At 40.6% G+C, this 14083-nt stretch carries 17 protein-coding genes; 8 read left to right on the top strand and 9 right to left on the bottom strand.

Annotated features, from left to right (window positions below):
- Positions 1 to 13: 13 nt before the first annotated feature.
- From BBW65_RS02890 to acpS, 4 genes are all read left to right on the top strand, one after another.
- Positions 14 to 334 carry a hypothetical protein gene (locus BBW65_RS02890; protein ID WP_066339454.1) on the top strand — a complete coding sequence of 107 codons (321 nt, stop codon included), beginning with the start codon at positions 14 to 16 and terminating at the stop codon, positions 332 to 334.
- Positions 331 to 924 (top strand): 16S rRNA (guanine(966)-N(2))-methyltransferase RsmD, encoded by a 594-nt coding sequence (gene rsmD / locus BBW65_RS02885; protein WP_066339453.1) that lies wholly within the window; start codon positions 331 to 333, stop codon positions 922 to 924. Before BBW65_RS02890 ends, rsmD begins: the two co-directional genes overlap by 4 nt.
- 1274 nt (positions 925 to 2198) lie before the next feature.
- Positions 2199 to 2720: a flagellar basal body-associated FliL family protein gene (locus BBW65_RS02875; protein ID WP_066339451.1), complete on the top strand. Its 522-nt coding sequence runs from the start codon at positions 2199 to 2201 to the stop codon at positions 2718 to 2720.
- The gene (gene acpS, locus BBW65_RS02870) at positions 2717 to 3076 is read left to right on the top strand and encodes a holo-ACP synthase (protein WP_066339449.1); all 360 of its coding nucleotides are present in this window, start codon (positions 2717 to 2719) and stop codon (positions 3074 to 3076) included. The genes BBW65_RS02875 and acpS overlap by 4 nt, the downstream gene beginning before the upstream one ends.
- Here acpS and BBW65_RS02865 read toward each other — a convergent pair.
- The 6 genes from BBW65_RS02865 to exbB all read right to left on the bottom strand — a co-directional run bounded on the left by BBW65_RS02865 (position 3073) and on the right by exbB (position 8338).
- Positions 3073 to 3660: a DedA family protein gene (locus tag BBW65_RS02865; RefSeq protein WP_066339448.1), complete on the bottom strand. Its 588-nt coding sequence runs from the start codon at positions 3658 to 3660 to the stop codon at positions 3073 to 3075. The genes acpS and BBW65_RS02865 overlap by 4 nt on opposite strands.
- Before the next feature lie 16 nt (positions 3661 to 3676).
- Positions 3677 to 4477: a HugZ family heme oxygenase gene (locus BBW65_RS02860; protein WP_066339446.1), complete on the bottom strand. Its 801-nt coding sequence runs from the start codon at positions 4475 to 4477 to the stop codon at positions 3677 to 3679.
- Positions 4478 to 4510: 33 nt separating this feature from the next.
- Entirely contained in the window at positions 4511 to 6802 is a 2292-nt protein-coding gene (locus tag BBW65_RS02855) for a TonB-dependent receptor (protein WP_083986018.1), read from the bottom strand.
- A 66-nt stretch (positions 6803 to 6868) separates the two neighbouring features.
- Entirely contained in the window at positions 6869 to 7573 is a 705-nt protein-coding gene (locus tag BBW65_RS02850) for an energy transducer TonB (protein ID WP_066339440.1), read from the bottom strand.
- Positions 7539 to 7922, bottom strand: coding sequence for a TonB system transport protein ExbD (gene exbD, locus BBW65_RS02845; RefSeq protein WP_066339438.1), 384 nt, complete (start codon positions 7920 to 7922; stop codon positions 7539 to 7541). The genes BBW65_RS02850 and exbD overlap by 35 nt, the downstream gene beginning before the upstream one ends.
- Positions 7919 to 8338 (bottom strand): TonB-system energizer ExbB, encoded by a 420-nt coding sequence (gene exbB / locus BBW65_RS02840; RefSeq protein ID WP_066339432.1) that lies wholly within the window; start codon positions 8336 to 8338, stop codon positions 7919 to 7921. Before exbB ends, exbD begins: the two co-directional genes overlap by 4 nt.
- Positions 8339 to 8493: 155 nt before the next feature.
- Between exbB and BBW65_RS02835 the strand changes: the two genes are divergently transcribed.
- Together BBW65_RS02835 and flgG are read left to right on the top strand one after the other, a co-directional pair.
- On the top strand, positions 8494 to 9321 hold the full coding sequence (locus tag BBW65_RS02835; protein ID WP_066339429.1) for a flagellar hook-basal body protein: 828 nt from the start codon (positions 8494 to 8496) through the stop codon (positions 9319 to 9321).
- A gap of 10 nt (positions 9322 to 9331) precedes the next feature.
- The gene (gene flgG / locus BBW65_RS02830) at positions 9332 to 10120 is read left to right on the top strand and encodes a flagellar basal-body rod protein FlgG (RefSeq protein ID WP_066339424.1); all 789 of its coding nucleotides are present in this window, start codon (positions 9332 to 9334) and stop codon (positions 10118 to 10120) included.
- Here the strand turns inward: flgG and BBW65_RS02825 are convergent, their stop codons facing one another.
- Positions 10121 to 11101, bottom strand: coding sequence for an ABC transporter ATP-binding protein (locus BBW65_RS02825; protein WP_066339422.1), 981 nt, complete (start codon positions 11099 to 11101; stop codon positions 10121 to 10123).
- The gene (locus BBW65_RS02820; protein ID WP_066339420.1) at positions 11101 to 11793 is read right to left on the bottom strand and encodes an ABC transporter permease; all 693 of its coding nucleotides are present in this window, start codon (positions 11791 to 11793) and stop codon (positions 11101 to 11103) included. The genes BBW65_RS02825 and BBW65_RS02820 overlap by 1 nt, the downstream gene beginning before the upstream one ends.
- Before the next feature lie 60 nt (positions 11794 to 11853).
- Here BBW65_RS02820 and BBW65_RS02815 point away from each other — a divergent pair, with 60 nt between their 5' ends.
- Positions 11854 to 12660, top strand: coding sequence for a substrate-binding domain-containing protein (locus tag BBW65_RS02815; RefSeq protein ID WP_066339412.1), 807 nt, complete (start codon positions 11854 to 11856; stop codon positions 12658 to 12660).
- Positions 12650 to 13603, top strand: a complete 954-nt coding sequence (locus tag BBW65_RS02810; RefSeq protein WP_066339410.1) for an asparaginase — start codon at positions 12650 to 12652, stop codon at positions 13601 to 13603. Before BBW65_RS02815 ends, BBW65_RS02810 begins: the two co-directional genes overlap by 11 nt.
- Here BBW65_RS02810 and BBW65_RS02805 read toward each other — a convergent pair.
- Entirely contained in the window at positions 13594 to 14082 is a 489-nt protein-coding gene (locus BBW65_RS02805) for a hypothetical protein (protein WP_066339408.1), read from the bottom strand. The two genes, BBW65_RS02810 and BBW65_RS02805, sit on opposite strands and share 10 nt — an antisense overlap.
- Between the last annotated feature and the right edge of the window lies 1 nt (position 14083).

The following is a 14083-nucleotide window of genomic DNA, read 5'->3' as shown; positions in this document are numbered from 1 at the left end:
GAAAGGATATGATTTGAAAATCGCTCTAGAATGCCAATCCCTGCTTTTGCAAGACACTTTGAAGTATTATCTCTCCTCTTATTTGTGTGATATCAATGATTGTGATTTTGTGTTGAGTGATTATCTCACGCATTCTCACAAACCTCTTTTTGACATCAGTTTGGAGAAAGAAACTCTGCCTTTCAATCCTCAAGCTTTGCTGGTGCGTCTGGAGGAGTTTGCCAAATCTTTGCACAAAGAACCTAGCAACAGAGATGATGTCAAAGCAGAGGTCCAAGCCTTGCTGATAGAATTCACAGAACGCTTCGTGCAAATCATCAAGAAGCACAAATGATCAAAGGTCAAAAAACGCTCAAAATCCTTGCGGGGCGTTTCAAAGGGCTGTGTCTGGAAATGCTAGATCGTGCGACAACACGCCCTAGCAAATCAATCCTCAAAGAATCATTATTCAATGTGCTGCAAACTGATATTGAGGGGGCTGTGCTGATTGAGGGCTTTGGGGGGAGTGGCTCTATCGGGCTTGAAGCGATGAGTCGTGGAGCCAAAGAAGCGATTTTTGTAGAAAAAGATCCTGATGCTTACAAAGTGCTAAAGCACAATCTTGCAAAATTGCACCAAAAAGATGAGAGTTTGCAAATGCGGTGCATTTTGGGCGATACTTTTGAGGTTTTGCCGACATTGCTAGAAACGCTAAATGGGGCAAGTGTTTTGTATTTGGATCCACCTTTTGCGATCAGAGAGGGGATGGAGGGGATTTATGATGCCTGTTTCAAACTTGTAGAGGCAATCAAAAATCCTTTGGTTTTTTTGATTGTTTTTGAGCATTTTGCAACGCAGGAGATGCCCCAAAGGCTCGGGCGTTTTGCTTTGCACAAGCAAAAGAGATTTGGCAAAAGTGCATTGAGTTATTATGTCGTTTCTTAAGGGGGAGGGGGGAGGGGAGGGGGAGGGAGGCTCAAGTACCTTTGGCATCTTGAACTAAACGGATTCTAGAATCTTGTTGCAAATTCAAAAACAAAAACCTCAAAAACCCTACTATTTCATACAATCACGGCAAACTGCTGACCAAACTAACCTTGTGGAAGCCAAAGGATTCTAAAATTGCCAAAAGTGCGGTTTTGCAAAACACTGTTTGCTGTCTCTCTTTTTAATTCTTGCTTTTGCCAAAGCACACTTTTGGTATTTTTGGAATCTCTTAGATTCTCTTTTGGAGTTGCTTTTGCCAAAGCACACTTTTGAGTCATTGAAACTTGTTTTGCTTTTTTTCTATAAGGGGGACAAGGGGGTTTATTGCGAGGCACCCCCCTTATCCCCCTTAAAATCCCCCAAACCCCTGCCCGCTTTTTGTGTGACAACTCAACGATAGGGTGCAATATTTTTGTTTTATTGTGTTTGGTGGTTTTATTGTTTTTGATTTGATTTTAGATTTATTGATTTGAAACTAGATTCTAGTTTCTTGTTTTTGTTTAGATTCTTTAAATTCTCAGAATCTTTGGAATCTTTATGAAAGCATTTTTGATTCTTTGGATTCTTAGAATCTTGTTTCAATTTTTTAAAAAATCACAAAAATATAAAAAACCTCACTATTTCAATATAAGCACAAACAACTGCTAACCAAACCAACCTTGTAGAACCCAAAAAGATTCCAAGTCAATGTAATCTTGAACGAGCCTTGCTAATGCAATGCTGGGGTTATGGGGGTTGTTAAGGGGGATAAGGGGAACGCTTGCTATAAGTTCCCCTTGACCTCCTTAAGAAAAACTCCAAGCCAAGCTTGAAAAACCAAAAGCCGTACTTTAGTCAAGTAAAGCCTAAAAGAAAGTTTCAAGCAAAACTCAAAAAAAACCTAAATCCGTGATTCTCTCAAGCCAAACCAAAAAGAGAGAATCTTAGAGATTCTAGAATCACCAAAAAAGCATAACTCCCAACAAACCAACCTCAAAAGAAAAACTCCAAGCCAAGCTTGAAAAACTAGAAAATCTGCTTTTGCAAAAGTAAACCCCAAAAAGAATCCTAAGAGATTCTGGCTCCCCCAAAAAAATCACCCTTTTGCAACAGTAAGATTAAAATAGAACGATGCCCTCTATTGTGGTTAGCGTAGTTTGAAACGCCAAAGGCGACGAACTTCTACACTTAGGACAAAAATATAGCTCATTATTGTATAATGCAGGATTTTAAACAAAAACAAAGGAAAAATTATGGCTGAAGAAGAAGAGGTAAAAAGCAATAAAGGTGGCAAGGGGCTGATTATCGCGATCGCAGGGATTGTTGTTTTGCTTGTGATTGTTATTGCGATTGTTGTTGTTTTGTTGCTTGGTGGAGGTGAGGAGAAAAGCCAAGAGGGTGTGCAAGAAGCTCCGCAAGAAATGCAAAAATCTCGCAAATCTCAAGCGATGAAGTCAGATTTGGCAAAGCCCGGTCCAATTTTTGCAATCCCACAGCCATTTATTGCAAACCTTATGGGTGACAATGGGCGTAGATATATCAAAACTTCTATTTCCCTTGAGCTTAGTGTGCCAGAGATGCAAAAAGAAATCACAGCAAAACTTCCGATTATCCAAGATACAATCAACAAGATTTTGTCCTCCAAAACTTTTTTGGAGATTTCATCACCCAAAGGCAAACTCAAGCTACAAGAAGAGATTGCTCAAGAAATCAATGCCTATATGTCTGATGGCTACATCAAGAGTGTGTTTTTCACAGAGTTTGTGATTCAATGATAGGAATTGATGTCGTTGGCATTGAACGCATTAGGAAGGTGTGCGAACGCTTCCCTCAGAAGTTTGTCCCATATTTTTTGTCTGAAGCAGAGCAAAAGCTTTGCCAAAGTGGAGGTGTGTGGAATCATCAACGCATAGCGGGGTTTTGGGCGATCAAAGAGGCGGTGTCCAAGGCTTTGGGGGTGGGTATCTCCCAAGAATTGGGATTTTTGGATATTTGTATTACCAAAGACGCGAGAGGAAGACCTATCGTCTGTCTAACAGAAGAGAAATGCAAGGCTTTTGCTATCTCCCGTATCGATGTGAGCGTGACCCACGATTGTGGTGTGAGTATCGCAGTGGCTCATATTTTCTAGTTTTTGCGACTTTGATTTTTGGAATGCAACTTTTTGGTTTTGATCTTGAGGATTTGATAAATCGCCAAAACGACAACAACAAAAAGCACTGGAAATAAGTAAGAATACTCTTGCCATTCTTCAAAGAGATTGATGATGAAGTGTGAGGTGAAATACCCAAGCATTCCGATACAAACCGCCCAAAGTATCGCAGCAAGTAGATTGAAAAATCCAAACACTTTGATGGGATATTTGCTTAACCCCACCGCAAGAGGTAGAATCGTCTTGAATCCATAGATGAATTTGTTGATGAAAAAGAGCCAGATTCCATAACGCTTGAGCCAAATATGGGCAATGGCGATTTTACGCCGATGTTTGTGGAAATAAGCTCCGAACTCCTTTTTTTGGAATCGTGCAAGATAAACAAGCAATAAACTTCCGACAAAATTGCCACATATTGCAACAACAATACACAAAAACAGATCGAGTTTGCCTATACCAGCCAATACTGAAGCACAGATGAGAGGGATTATTCCTCCACCAAATGTGGAAAAAAACAAAAGGATATAGCCATAAGTTTCAAGATTGCTCAAAGTGTCTTGCATTTTCTTGCCCCAAGCCTCATTGTTGAGGCTTTAGATCAGGTTGGTGTGGGTTGCCATTAGGATTGCCGTGTGGGTTTCCGTGTGGATTGCCTGTGATACCGATATGCTCGACTTCCCCATTTTCTTTAAGAATGTAGGCTTGACCAAATCCTTTGACAAAACGCCCACTCCCAAAGGAAAGCTCAATCAGATAAAAATCACTAAAATTGCGAATGGTTTTGATACCACCACTTCCACCCATACTAGATTCAAGATGATCTAGGGCTTTTTCAAACTCCTCGCAACCACGCTCGACAAACCTTGCTTGTGCTTTGTAGCGGAGTCTTTTTCTCACGATGATAGATTTTGCCTTGCATTCATCTTCTAGAAACATCACCTCGATTTTATCGGGATTGGTTTTGATGTTGTCAAAATGCTCTGCAGTCGCACTGATGTAAATGTAGTTTTTGCCCTCCATTTGAATGAGCGGAGAATATGAGCTGAGGGGGAAGCCCTCTTTTGTAAGGGTTGCAAGTATGCAAGAGCCAAACTCTTGTTTGAACTCTGCGATTTCTTGCTTCACCTTGTCAAACTCAAGAGTTTGAGGCACGCTTGTGCAAAGATCAATGATTGCTTGTTTGATTGTTTGAGCGTCGGCTTTTTGAGGGAACTCCACTCTGAGCTTCTGCCCATCATAGACAAGATCCAACCCCCCAAAATCCACGCTCTCTAGCTCCACTTTTTGCACCTCTTTGGCATTGCCAAACTTTTTGCAAAGCCCAATCATCTCTGCTTGATGATGATCGTTCATATGTTTAATAATGCTTGAAAAATCCATTTCCAACTCCTTAAAATAAAATTTGCTAACTGCCTAAAATTTGTAGTGTCCTTCTAGGAAGTAGCTACGCCCTTGTGCAATTAGGAAGGCATAACCTACGATTTCATCGCTTTTGTCTTTGTTGTAAAAATCATAGTAAAAACTATCAAAGAGATTGCGAATACCAAAGCTTAGAGAAAAGCTTTGATGGTTGAAATTAAACCCAAAATCTGTAAGGTTATAGGCAGGTATCGTGTTTTGTGCTGTGTCTTTTTGGCTACCCACAAAGGATTGATTGATCCAAAATGTCCAGTTTGGCACGAAGGTATAATTGAGACCCAATGTCGCTTTGTAATTGCTGACATAGGGAATGAGTGTGTTGTTTTGCACGCTTGCAATCCCAGAATCCAAAATCCTTGCATCAACATAAGAAAAACTCTCAATCAATCGAAGTCTTTCATCAAAAAATCCTTGTTCTCCAACAATCTCTGCTCCCGCTCTTTGAGTGAGTTTGTAGTTACCAACTTTGAAACCATTTCCTGAGTGTGCGCTGCCAATGGTGTAAATCTCGTTTTGAGTGAGCGTGTAGTATCCAGCAAGGGAGAAAAATGCAAAATCCCCAGCAAAGAGTTTGCTCCCCACCTCAAAAGTATGATAATCCTCGGATTTGACATTGGTGTCTAGATATGGATGACTTTTGCCACTTCCACTGCGACTTGTGAGGTTGTCGGGACTAGGAGAGCGGAAGCCTTTTTCATATTTGACATAGACATTTCCTGCTTGAAAATAAAAAGCAGGAGTAAGCTCTAGAGCGTAGTTATGTGTTATTTGAGAAAATTCTTTATTTAAGGTGTATGGGGTGCGGGGAGAACTCGCTCGTTCTCCATAGGAAGGAGTTCCTAAATGGCGTTGAGATAAATGACTTCTAGTTGTTTGAGGATGCTCGATTTGCTCTCCTCTAGATCCAGCAGCAGGTTTCATACCTATATTCATACCTATATTCATATCATTATAAAGATTTCGATGTCCACTGTAATATGCTAATTCATATCTTCCTCCTGCAGTGAGAGAAAAAGATTGAGTAAAATCGTATTTTTCGATCAAAAATAGAGAGTTGCTCCATTTATTGGCATTGACTTTGGTTTGTATGAGATGCTTGTAGCTAGAGAGTTGCATTATGAGTTTTGGTGGTATTGGTATTTTGATATCGCCTTTCCAATCAATATCAAAATTGAGATTTCTTTCACCAGTGTTATAAATGCTGTCTAGTCCAATGATTAGATTCCCGTTTTCGTGTTTGAGGTTGTATTGCATCTCCAAACCTATTTTGCGATCTAGAAATTGGCTACCATCTTGATTGATGTGCGTATTGGGTAAGTTGAAAGACGCATAATGATAATCCATAATTTGCAAATTATCTTGATACTTTAAATTATAGTTTTGAAAGAAGGCTTTGATATTGAGCTTTTGTGAACTAGAAAGGGATAAATCATAGTTTGCCCCAACGCTTATACGATTTTGTAGGGTTTTGATTTTGCCATTGCCAGCTTTGAAACGATCTTTTTTTGTGGGATTAGCAATGTCTGCAAAATGTAAGAGTGGAGTAGTGTTTTCTTGGCTGCCAAAGTAGTCTAGATCAATACCAATTGAGTTGGATGGATTGATATCCCAAGTGAGATTCCCTGAAACATTTCCTAGGTTTTTGATATCACCATCACGATAGCCTTGGGTAAAAGTATAGTTGCCTCCAGCACTCAAATAAAGCCCTTGTCCTATCTTACCTCCAATTTTTGCATTTAGATCTGCACCAGAGCCATTGCTATAGCTATAGCCTCCGCCGACACTTCCGGATAATGTCTCATAGCGTTTTTTGGTGACAATATTAACCACCCCACCGCGTGTTCCACTGCCATACATTACCGCACCTCCTCCGGGCAAAATCTCTATATTTTCAATCTCGCTAAGTCCTATACTCTCCAATGGGGTCACACCGTGTGAAGAATCGAGTAGATTGAGACTGATGCCATTGAGTCGAATCTGCGTATTGACATTGGCGCTATTTCCCTGTCCTCGTATATCGATATTGCTCCCTGTGCCAACATTGCTAAAGCTGATAAAGGGCATATATGAAAAAACTTGATGCAATGAAGTGTAGCCTTTGCTATTAATCATCTCTTGATCGACATTGTAGATATTGCGATTGAGCTCATCGAGCCCAGTTTTGACTCCAATTGTTATGATTTTGTTTAATTCTTGCTCATCACTTTGTGTATTTTGAGCTACAGCGAAGTGAGATAAAAGCAAAAAGACAGATAGGTGTCTTATAGAATTATTGTATAAGATCATTTTTTCTCCTAGTAATATTTGTCTAGAATAATATCACAATTATAATAATAATTCTTAAAACTATTATTATTTTTTTGCAAAGTGGTAAGAAATTGGAACTTTGATTCTTACTCTGCGTGTGGGTTTTGGGAAAGATTTGGAGGCTTTGGAAACTGCTTTGAGGGCTGTTGTGTTGAGTAGAGTGTCTGCTGTGCTTTGCAAGATTTGTAATTCTTCTAAGCTTCCATCGATATTGAGACAAAATCCTATGATCACATCACCCTCCAATCCTCTAATTTTTGCAATGCGTGGATAGGAATTGTTGTTGGAAATAGCTTGATGAATTTTGGACAAAAAGTCATCTGTGACCCCTTGATTGTAAGCTAGTGCTTCAATCTCTTGTTCTGCTTGTGTGTCTGCTTTTGTGTTTGAAGATATGTCTTTGGGTGGGGTGTTTTGTGCTACTTCTTTTGTTTGTTCAAGTGCGTTTTGGGGGGTTATTTTTTGAGTTTGTTTGATTGTTTTGTTTTCTGCTTTGCGAATGTTTTTTGGAATCGGGGTTTGTTTTGGCTTTGGGGGGTTGGCTAGGCTTTTTTCTTGTTTTGTCTGTGCTTTGATACTAGATTTGGTGAGTTTGAGGGTGAAAGTTTGGTTTCCATTTTCTTGGATTGAGATTTTGTGGTCTTGAGTGCTAAGCAATGCAAAAAAGAGCAATGCGTATAATGCCAAAGCACAGCAAAAACCAAAGAGAGTGGGGTTAATTTTTTTTGGTCGAAATATCAAGGCTTTCATATTGCTTGTCTTTGAGAATGTCTAGAATCTGGACAAAAATTTCAAATCTTGATTCTTTGTCGCTTTGAAGTTTTATCGATGTGTTGGAATCTATATGTGCAAAAGATTGCTTGAGTTGGGCGATTGTTGTTGGGGTGTTGTCAAGATAGATTTGATTATTAGAATCTACAGAGATGACAATCTGCTTTTTTGGCTGATGGCTTTGGGTTGTAGAATCTGCTTGTGGGACTGCTATTTTGATATGCCCTTGTGCTATGAAAGTCGAAACACTCAAAACAATCGCAAGCAAAACAAGCATTACATCAATGAGCGGAATGATATTTAGCCCATCTCCTCTTTTTATTCTCATCGTTCTGCCTTGTAGCGATTGAGAATGAGATCGATTTTTCTTAGCAGTGCGTTATAGGAGATGAGGGTGGGGATAGCGACCAATAGCCCAGCCCCTGTTGCCTCAAGAGCCAAAGAAAGATCTGCCATTATTTTCTTGGCATCAATCTCTGTGCCTAGGCTCATTCCATAAAAAGTTACGATGATTCCTCCAATCGTCCCCAATAGTCCTACATAAGGTGCATTGGAATAGATGATATAGAGGGTGGTTATATGTTTGGTGAGGGATTCTTCTAGAGAATCTAGCGTTTTGAAATCCTCAAGTTTGATTTGTTTGAAATATACAATGCGTTCAATGCTAAGCCATATAGACACAAAGCCCATTAATCCCAATGTAGAAAAAATCATATAATCAAGATATGTGCGTAAAAATTCCATCCAAATCCTTGTAGATCACAAAATAAAGTTGTAAGCATAATACTTTAATGATAACAATTCTTAATATTTGAGCATTTGTATATCTGCTATCTTGAATCATCAAAAAGGAACGATTGTTGCTTTAAGACTTGAAATTTATTACACGGAGCAAAGGAATGCAAAGCGGATATTATAGTGCGACAGGTGGAATGGTGACGCAGTTCAATCGTCTTGATGTGATTGCAAACAATCTTGCCAACCTTAATACAAATGCTTACAAAAGAGATGATGTAGCAATTGGTGATTTTATGCGTATTTTGAAAGGAGAGCGTGATGAGCTTCCTATAGAGGACAACACAAGAGAGGCGGCTCAATATTGGAATCGTGCAATGGATAAAGTGCCTATTGTGACCGAGGAATTCACAGATAGGGCTTTGGGTGCGATGAGCAAAACAGACAATCCATTAGATTTTACACTCAAGAAAGAAAACGCATTTTTTGCAGTGCAGACGCCTGATGGCGTGAGATATACGCGAGATGGGAGTTTCAACCTTGATGAAAATGGAAATGTCGTCAATAAAAGAGGGATGAAAATCCTTAGCCGTAATTGGATAGATAGCGAAGGAGGGATTGTGCTGAATGCCTCTGGAGATGTGGCTGTCACACCAAGTGGCAATGTATTTGTCAGAACTCCTGCGGGGGAAAATGTCCCAGCTGGAGCACTTGCAATCGTGTCTTTTGCAGATATGAGATATCTCAAAAAAACTGCAGATGGTTTGTATGAGTATGTTGGCGATGATTTGGCTCGAGACAGAGAGATGTATGAAAACAATGTGGATGTCTTGACGCAGGGCTATTTGGAAAAAAGCAATGTGAATGCAGTGCTAGAGATGACTAGTTTGATTGAAACCAATCGCCTTGTGGATATGTATCAAAAGGTGATGAAAACCCATACCGATGATCTCAATACTGAAGCGATTCAAAAATTAGCCGTTAGGGCATAAGGAGTAAAAAATGATAAGAGCATTACATACAGCAACTACAGGAATGCTAGGGCAACAAATGCAGATTGATACCACATCTAACAACATTGCCAATGTGAATACTATCGGATACAAAAAGCAAAGAGCAGAATTTAGCGATTTGCTCTATCAAACAATGCAATATGCAGGGACAAATACAAGTGACAATACGCAATCTCCTACAGGCATTGAAGTGGGGCTTGGGGTGCGTCCAATCGCTGTGGCAAAAATGTTTTCTCAAGGGAGCTTGAAAGAGACAGATAACAATCTTGATGTGGCGATTACAGGAAATGGATTTTTCCAAATCCAACTCCCTGATGGCAATATCGGCTACACTCGTAGCGGAAGTTTCAAAATCGATGCCAATGGTGCAATCGTCAATTCTGATGGTTATCCACTTGTGCCAGAGATCAATATCCCAGAGGGGACGACTCAAATCAGCATCGGCACAGATGGCACCGTGAGTGCTTTGTCAGGGAATCAAACTGATGTGGCAGTATTGGGGCAGATTGAGATTGTGAATTTTATCAATCCTGCGGGGTTGCATTCTTTGGGAGACAATCTCTATATCAATACCAATGCTTCAGGGGATCCAATCGCAGGGGTAGCAGGGCAAAATGGAATGGGGCAATTAAGGCAAGGATTCATCGAGCTTAGTAATGTCAAGCTTGTGGAGGAGATGACAGATTTGATCACAGGGCAAAGGGCTTATGAGGCAAACTCAAAAAGTATTCAAACCGCAGATTCGATGCTCCAAACCGTTAATCAACTCAAGCGTTAATCATTTTTGATTGGCTTGGGCGATTTGGGTGGTATCAAAGCTAATAGCGATTGTTTGCAAGATTTGGAAATGGGGGATTTGCTCTTTTGGAATGTATTTTTTCAACACTTCTTTGCCCAAAGCGATCTCAAGAAGCACTTCATCTGTGCGATTTGCAAGAGTGCGTATTCCGATAATAACCGCTTCAAACGATGGGTGTTGATCGCAATGCAACAAAATGTGGTCTTGATGGATGAAAATCCCCTCTCTCAAATCGATTTCTTTGCTTTGGGGGAGTTCTAGTATCGCCCCATTGCCAAAATCATAATATTTTTCGCCATTTTGATTTTTGCTCCAATTGTGTGATAGGAGATTGGCTTCTTTTTGATTGATGAGTTCTCCAAAGTGGAGCTTGAGCAGTTTTTGGGAGTTTTTTTCAAGCCATTTTTTGTCGTGGCTGATTGTGATGATTGTTGTGTTGTATTCTTGATGACACCATTGAATCGCTTCGGACAAGGTTTTGAGTCCTAGATGATCTAGGCTGTTGGTTGGCTCATCAAGGAGTAATACTTTGGGTTCCAGCAATAGGCGTTGGGCTAATCCCACTCTTTGCTTCTCTCCACTGCTAAGCTCATAGTGTTTTCTTTCTAGAAATGTCTTTGGCTCCAAACCTGCGAGTTTTAGCACATCGGCGATTTTTTGAGGATTGGGGGGTTGATGACGGATTTGGAGGATGTATTCTAGGTTGGCTCTGACACTTCTAGAGAGGAGCTGAATCTCAGGCAAAAGTATGGCAATTTGTGTGCGTGAAGTGCCGAAGTATTTGACTTCGCCAAAAGTAGGGGACTCTAGAAAGGCGAGCAGACGCAAAAGTGTGCTTTTGCCACTCCCGTTTTTGCCACTAATGCCAATGATTTCTCCTTGGGAGATTTGCAGGGAGTTGAAATCTAGGACTATTTTGTTTTCATAGTAGTGTTTGATGTGCGTTAGTTGATAGAGCATTAGGATTTGTATTCCTTCAAAAGTGATAATGCAAGATTGATGAGAAGTGCGACGATGACTAGCACAATGCCAAGAGCGATAGCAAGGGCAAACTCGCCTTTGTTGGTTTCTAGTGAGATCGCTGTGGTGATGGTGCGTGTGTGCCATTTGATATTGCCTCCAATCATCATTGCAATACCAATTTCACTGATGATTCTAGAGTATGCGGTGATGATGACACTTAGGAGCGAGTGTCTAAGCTCCCATAGTGTTGTTTTGATCATTTGTGCGTGAGTGAGGTTGAAGGATTTGAGCGTCAGACGCAAAAGGGGATTCATGTTTTCAACTACAGAGGAGCTAAGGGCGATGACAATAGGTAGTGCAAGGATTGTTTGCCCGATGATGACTCCTGTATTGCTAAATAGCAATCCATAGTGCCCCAATGGTCCTTGAGCGTTGATGAACGCATAGACAATCAGCCCCACAACGACTGTGGGAAAAGCTAGAAGTGTATCGCAAATAATCTTGAGAGTTTTTTTGCCCCTAAAATTAAAATAGCCCAGCCCAAAGCCAAGTGGCAAACCGACAAAGGTGGCAATGAATATAGAGAGGGTGGAAGTTGAGAAAGTATTGTAGATGGCACTAGTGGTTGCACTATCAAGATGATAGAGCAACAAAAACGCCTCGTAGAAACCATTTAGAATAAAATCCATAAAGAATCCAAAGTATAATTAGTTTTTCAAGATTTTACCAAAAATAAGGAGTGAAGATAAATGGCGAAGTTTCTGTCTATAGCGTTGGGTTTTGTGGTTTTTGTATTTGGTGGAGAGCCGTTGAAAATGGCAACAACGACTAGCACGGACAATACAGGTTTGCTTGATGTATTAGCACCAAAGTTTCAGAAAGCGACAGGGATTGAGTTGCAATGGGTGAGTGTGGGGACGGGCAATGCACTCAAGCTCGGACAGAATTGTGATGTGAGTGTTTTGCTCGTGCATTCTCCAAAAGTAGAGGAGCAATATGTAGCCGATGGCTATGGTGTGGATAGAAAAGCGGTGATGTATAATGATTTTGTGATCATTGGAGAAGAGGCTTATCTGAAAGATTTGAAGGGCAAAACAATCCAAGAGGCATTTGCTTGGATCAAGCAACACAAAATCCCTTTTGTTTCTCGTGGTGACAAGAGTGGGACGCACAACAAAGAAGTGGCGATTTGGAAAAAAGTCAATGGCTCTGCTCCTAGTCGTGAAGATAGTTGGTATCAAGAAAGCGGTCAAGGAATGCTTGCAACAATCAATATTGCAAATCAAAAAAAGGCTATCACTCTTAGCGATCGTGGGACTTTTATCAAATATCGCACAAGTTTGAAGGGGCAAAAAGGCTTGGTGATTTTGGTGGAAGGTGATGATGTGCTTAAAAACTTCTATTCTGTGATGGCTGTCAATCCCAAGCGTTGTCCAAAGGTGGATTATCAAGGTGCGATCAAATTCATCGATTGGATCACAGGCAAAGAGGGGCAAAAAGCGATCAAGGACTTCAGGCTCCAAAATCAACAACTCTTTATCCCAAATGCAAAATAATCTCCCAAAAGTCTGTGTCATTGCCACCGGTGGCACAATCGCTGGTGGAGGTGGAGGTGGGCTTGATAGCACACACTATCAAGCAGGGACACTTGATGTCAGCTCATTGATCACGCAGGATTTACAGACAAATGTCATCATCGATACAAAAGTCATCGCTCAAATCGATAGTGTGGAAATCCAAAAAGAGATTTGGGTGGCAATCCTTGATTTTTTATCCCAAAACAATGCAAATTATGATGGTTTTGTGATCACTCACGGGACAGACACAATGGAAGAGAGTGCTTTTGCTCTTGATATGTGTTATCGTGGGGATAAGCCTGTGGTATTGGTTGGAGGGATGCGACCTCCTTGTGCTCTAGGAAGCGATAGTCTCAAAAATCTCTCAAATGCTCTAGCACTCGCTGCATCAAATCTAGGTGGGTTTGTCGCTGTGGTGATGAATGACAAAATCTTTTCACCCAAAACAATTTACAAAGCACACACCTACAATGTCGATGCCTTCGCTTGTCGCAATGGTGGGGAGATGGGCTATATCCTAGATAGACAGATTATTGGTTTCAATGCTGCTAATCCTCGCAATCACCCTGTGTTTGAAAGCAAAGAGCTTTTGAGCGGAAAACGCGTAGAGATTGTTTATATCTATGCTGGAATCAAAGTAGAAAATATTGCTTGGCTTGCTGATTGTAATGTCTCGGGCATAGTTGTCGCAGGGTGTGGTGCTGGAAATATGCCCGATTCTATCAAAGCTTTTTTGAGCGATTTGTATCAAAAAGGGGTGATGGTAGTCGTTGGCAGTCGCGGCAGTCACGGGTTTGTCGCAGAGAGTGATTTTGTTCCAGCGTTTGGGCTCAGTGTGCCAAAGGCTAAGATTTTGCTTGAGTTGTGTTTGGCTAGGAATCTATCTCCAAAAGAGATTCAGGAAATTTTTGCTTATTTTTGATCGGGTGGGAGCGGCTTATCCTGCCCTTGAATCGAATAGCTGATTTGATAATATTTGAAATCTTCAAGGATCTTTTTACGCTTAATCTCGTCATTGAGAAACACAACAAGCTGGATTGTTTTGCCCTTGCGATAATAGGCATATTCGACTTGATTGTTGCTCAAAACTTGATTAAGGCAATAAAAACGATATTCACTTAAATCATCAACAATCAAACGCAACGGATCTTCTTGGTTGCTTTTGAAATTGAACTTCATCATCAACTCATTTGTGGGGTAGATGTAACTTTTTTGCTTTTGATTGGCGATAGCGTCTATCCACCCTTTCTCTGTCGTTTGTTGTGTTGTCTGATTGTTTGGTTCTAGGGTTTCTAAATGAGGGGGGTGTGTGTCATTGAGGATGAAGTATGCGATCGCAACAAAAAGCCCCGTAATCACCAACAAAAAGACAGCAGTGATTAGGGCTTTGTAATGTTTCATT

It is taken from the genome of Helicobacter enhydrae (assembly GCF_001693335.1).
Lineage (GTDB): Bacteria > Campylobacterota > Campylobacteria > Campylobacterales > Helicobacteraceae > Helicobacter_G > Helicobacter_G enhydrae.
This window is presented reverse-complemented; position numbering and strand designations above follow the sequence as displayed.

What these genes read in the sequence shown, in the direction of transcription:
- rsmD (WP_066339453.1), top strand. Translation starts at nt 331, where the DNA reads ATGATCAAAGGTCAAAAAACGCTCAAAATCCTTGCGGGGCGTTTCAAA.
- BBW65_RS02875 (WP_066339451.1), top strand. Translation starts at nt 2,199, where the DNA reads ATGGCTGAAGAAGAAGAGGTAAAAAGCAATAAAGGTGGCAAGGGGCTG.
- acpS (WP_066339449.1), top strand. Translation starts at nt 2,717, where the DNA reads ATGATAGGAATTGATGTCGTTGGCATTGAACGCATTAGGAAGGTGTGC.
- BBW65_RS02865 (WP_066339448.1), bottom strand. Translation starts at nt 3,660, where the DNA reads ATGCAAGACACTTTGAGCAATCTTGAAACTTATGGCTATATCCTTTTG.
- BBW65_RS02860 (WP_066339446.1), bottom strand. Translation starts at nt 4,477, where the DNA reads ATGGATTTTTCAAGCATTATTAAACATATGAACGATCATCATCAAGCA.
- BBW65_RS02855 (WP_083986018.1), bottom strand. Translation starts at nt 6,802, where the DNA reads ATGATCTTATACAATAATTCTATAAGACACCTATCTGTCTTTTTGCTT.
- BBW65_RS02850 (WP_066339440.1), bottom strand. Translation starts at nt 7,573, where the DNA reads ATGAAAGCCTTGATATTTCGACCAAAAAAAATTAACCCCACTCTCTTT.
- exbD (WP_066339438.1), bottom strand. Translation starts at nt 7,922, where the DNA reads ATGAGAATAAAAAGAGGAGATGGGCTAAATATCATTCCGCTCATTGAT.
- exbB (WP_066339432.1), bottom strand. Translation starts at nt 8,338, where the DNA reads ATGGAATTTTTACGCACATATCTTGATTATATGATTTTTTCTACATTG.
- BBW65_RS02835 (WP_066339429.1), top strand. Translation starts at nt 8,494, where the DNA reads ATGCAAAGCGGATATTATAGTGCGACAGGTGGAATGGTGACGCAGTTC.
- flgG (WP_066339424.1), top strand. Translation starts at nt 9,332, where the DNA reads ATGATAAGAGCATTACATACAGCAACTACAGGAATGCTAGGGCAACAA.
- BBW65_RS02825 (WP_066339422.1), bottom strand. Translation starts at nt 11,101, where the DNA reads ATGCTCTATCAACTAACGCACATCAAACACTACTATGAAAACAAAATA.
- BBW65_RS02820 (WP_066339420.1), bottom strand. Translation starts at nt 11,793, where the DNA reads ATGGATTTTATTCTAAATGGTTTCTACGAGGCGTTTTTGTTGCTCTAT.
- BBW65_RS02815 (WP_066339412.1), top strand. Translation starts at nt 11,854, where the DNA reads ATGGCGAAGTTTCTGTCTATAGCGTTGGGTTTTGTGGTTTTTGTATTT.
- BBW65_RS02810 (WP_066339410.1), top strand. Translation starts at nt 12,650, where the DNA reads ATGCAAAATAATCTCCCAAAAGTCTGTGTCATTGCCACCGGTGGCACA.
- BBW65_RS02805 (WP_066339408.1), bottom strand. Translation starts at nt 14,082, where the DNA reads ATGAAACATTACAAAGCCCTAATCACTGCTGTCTTTTTGTTGGTGATT.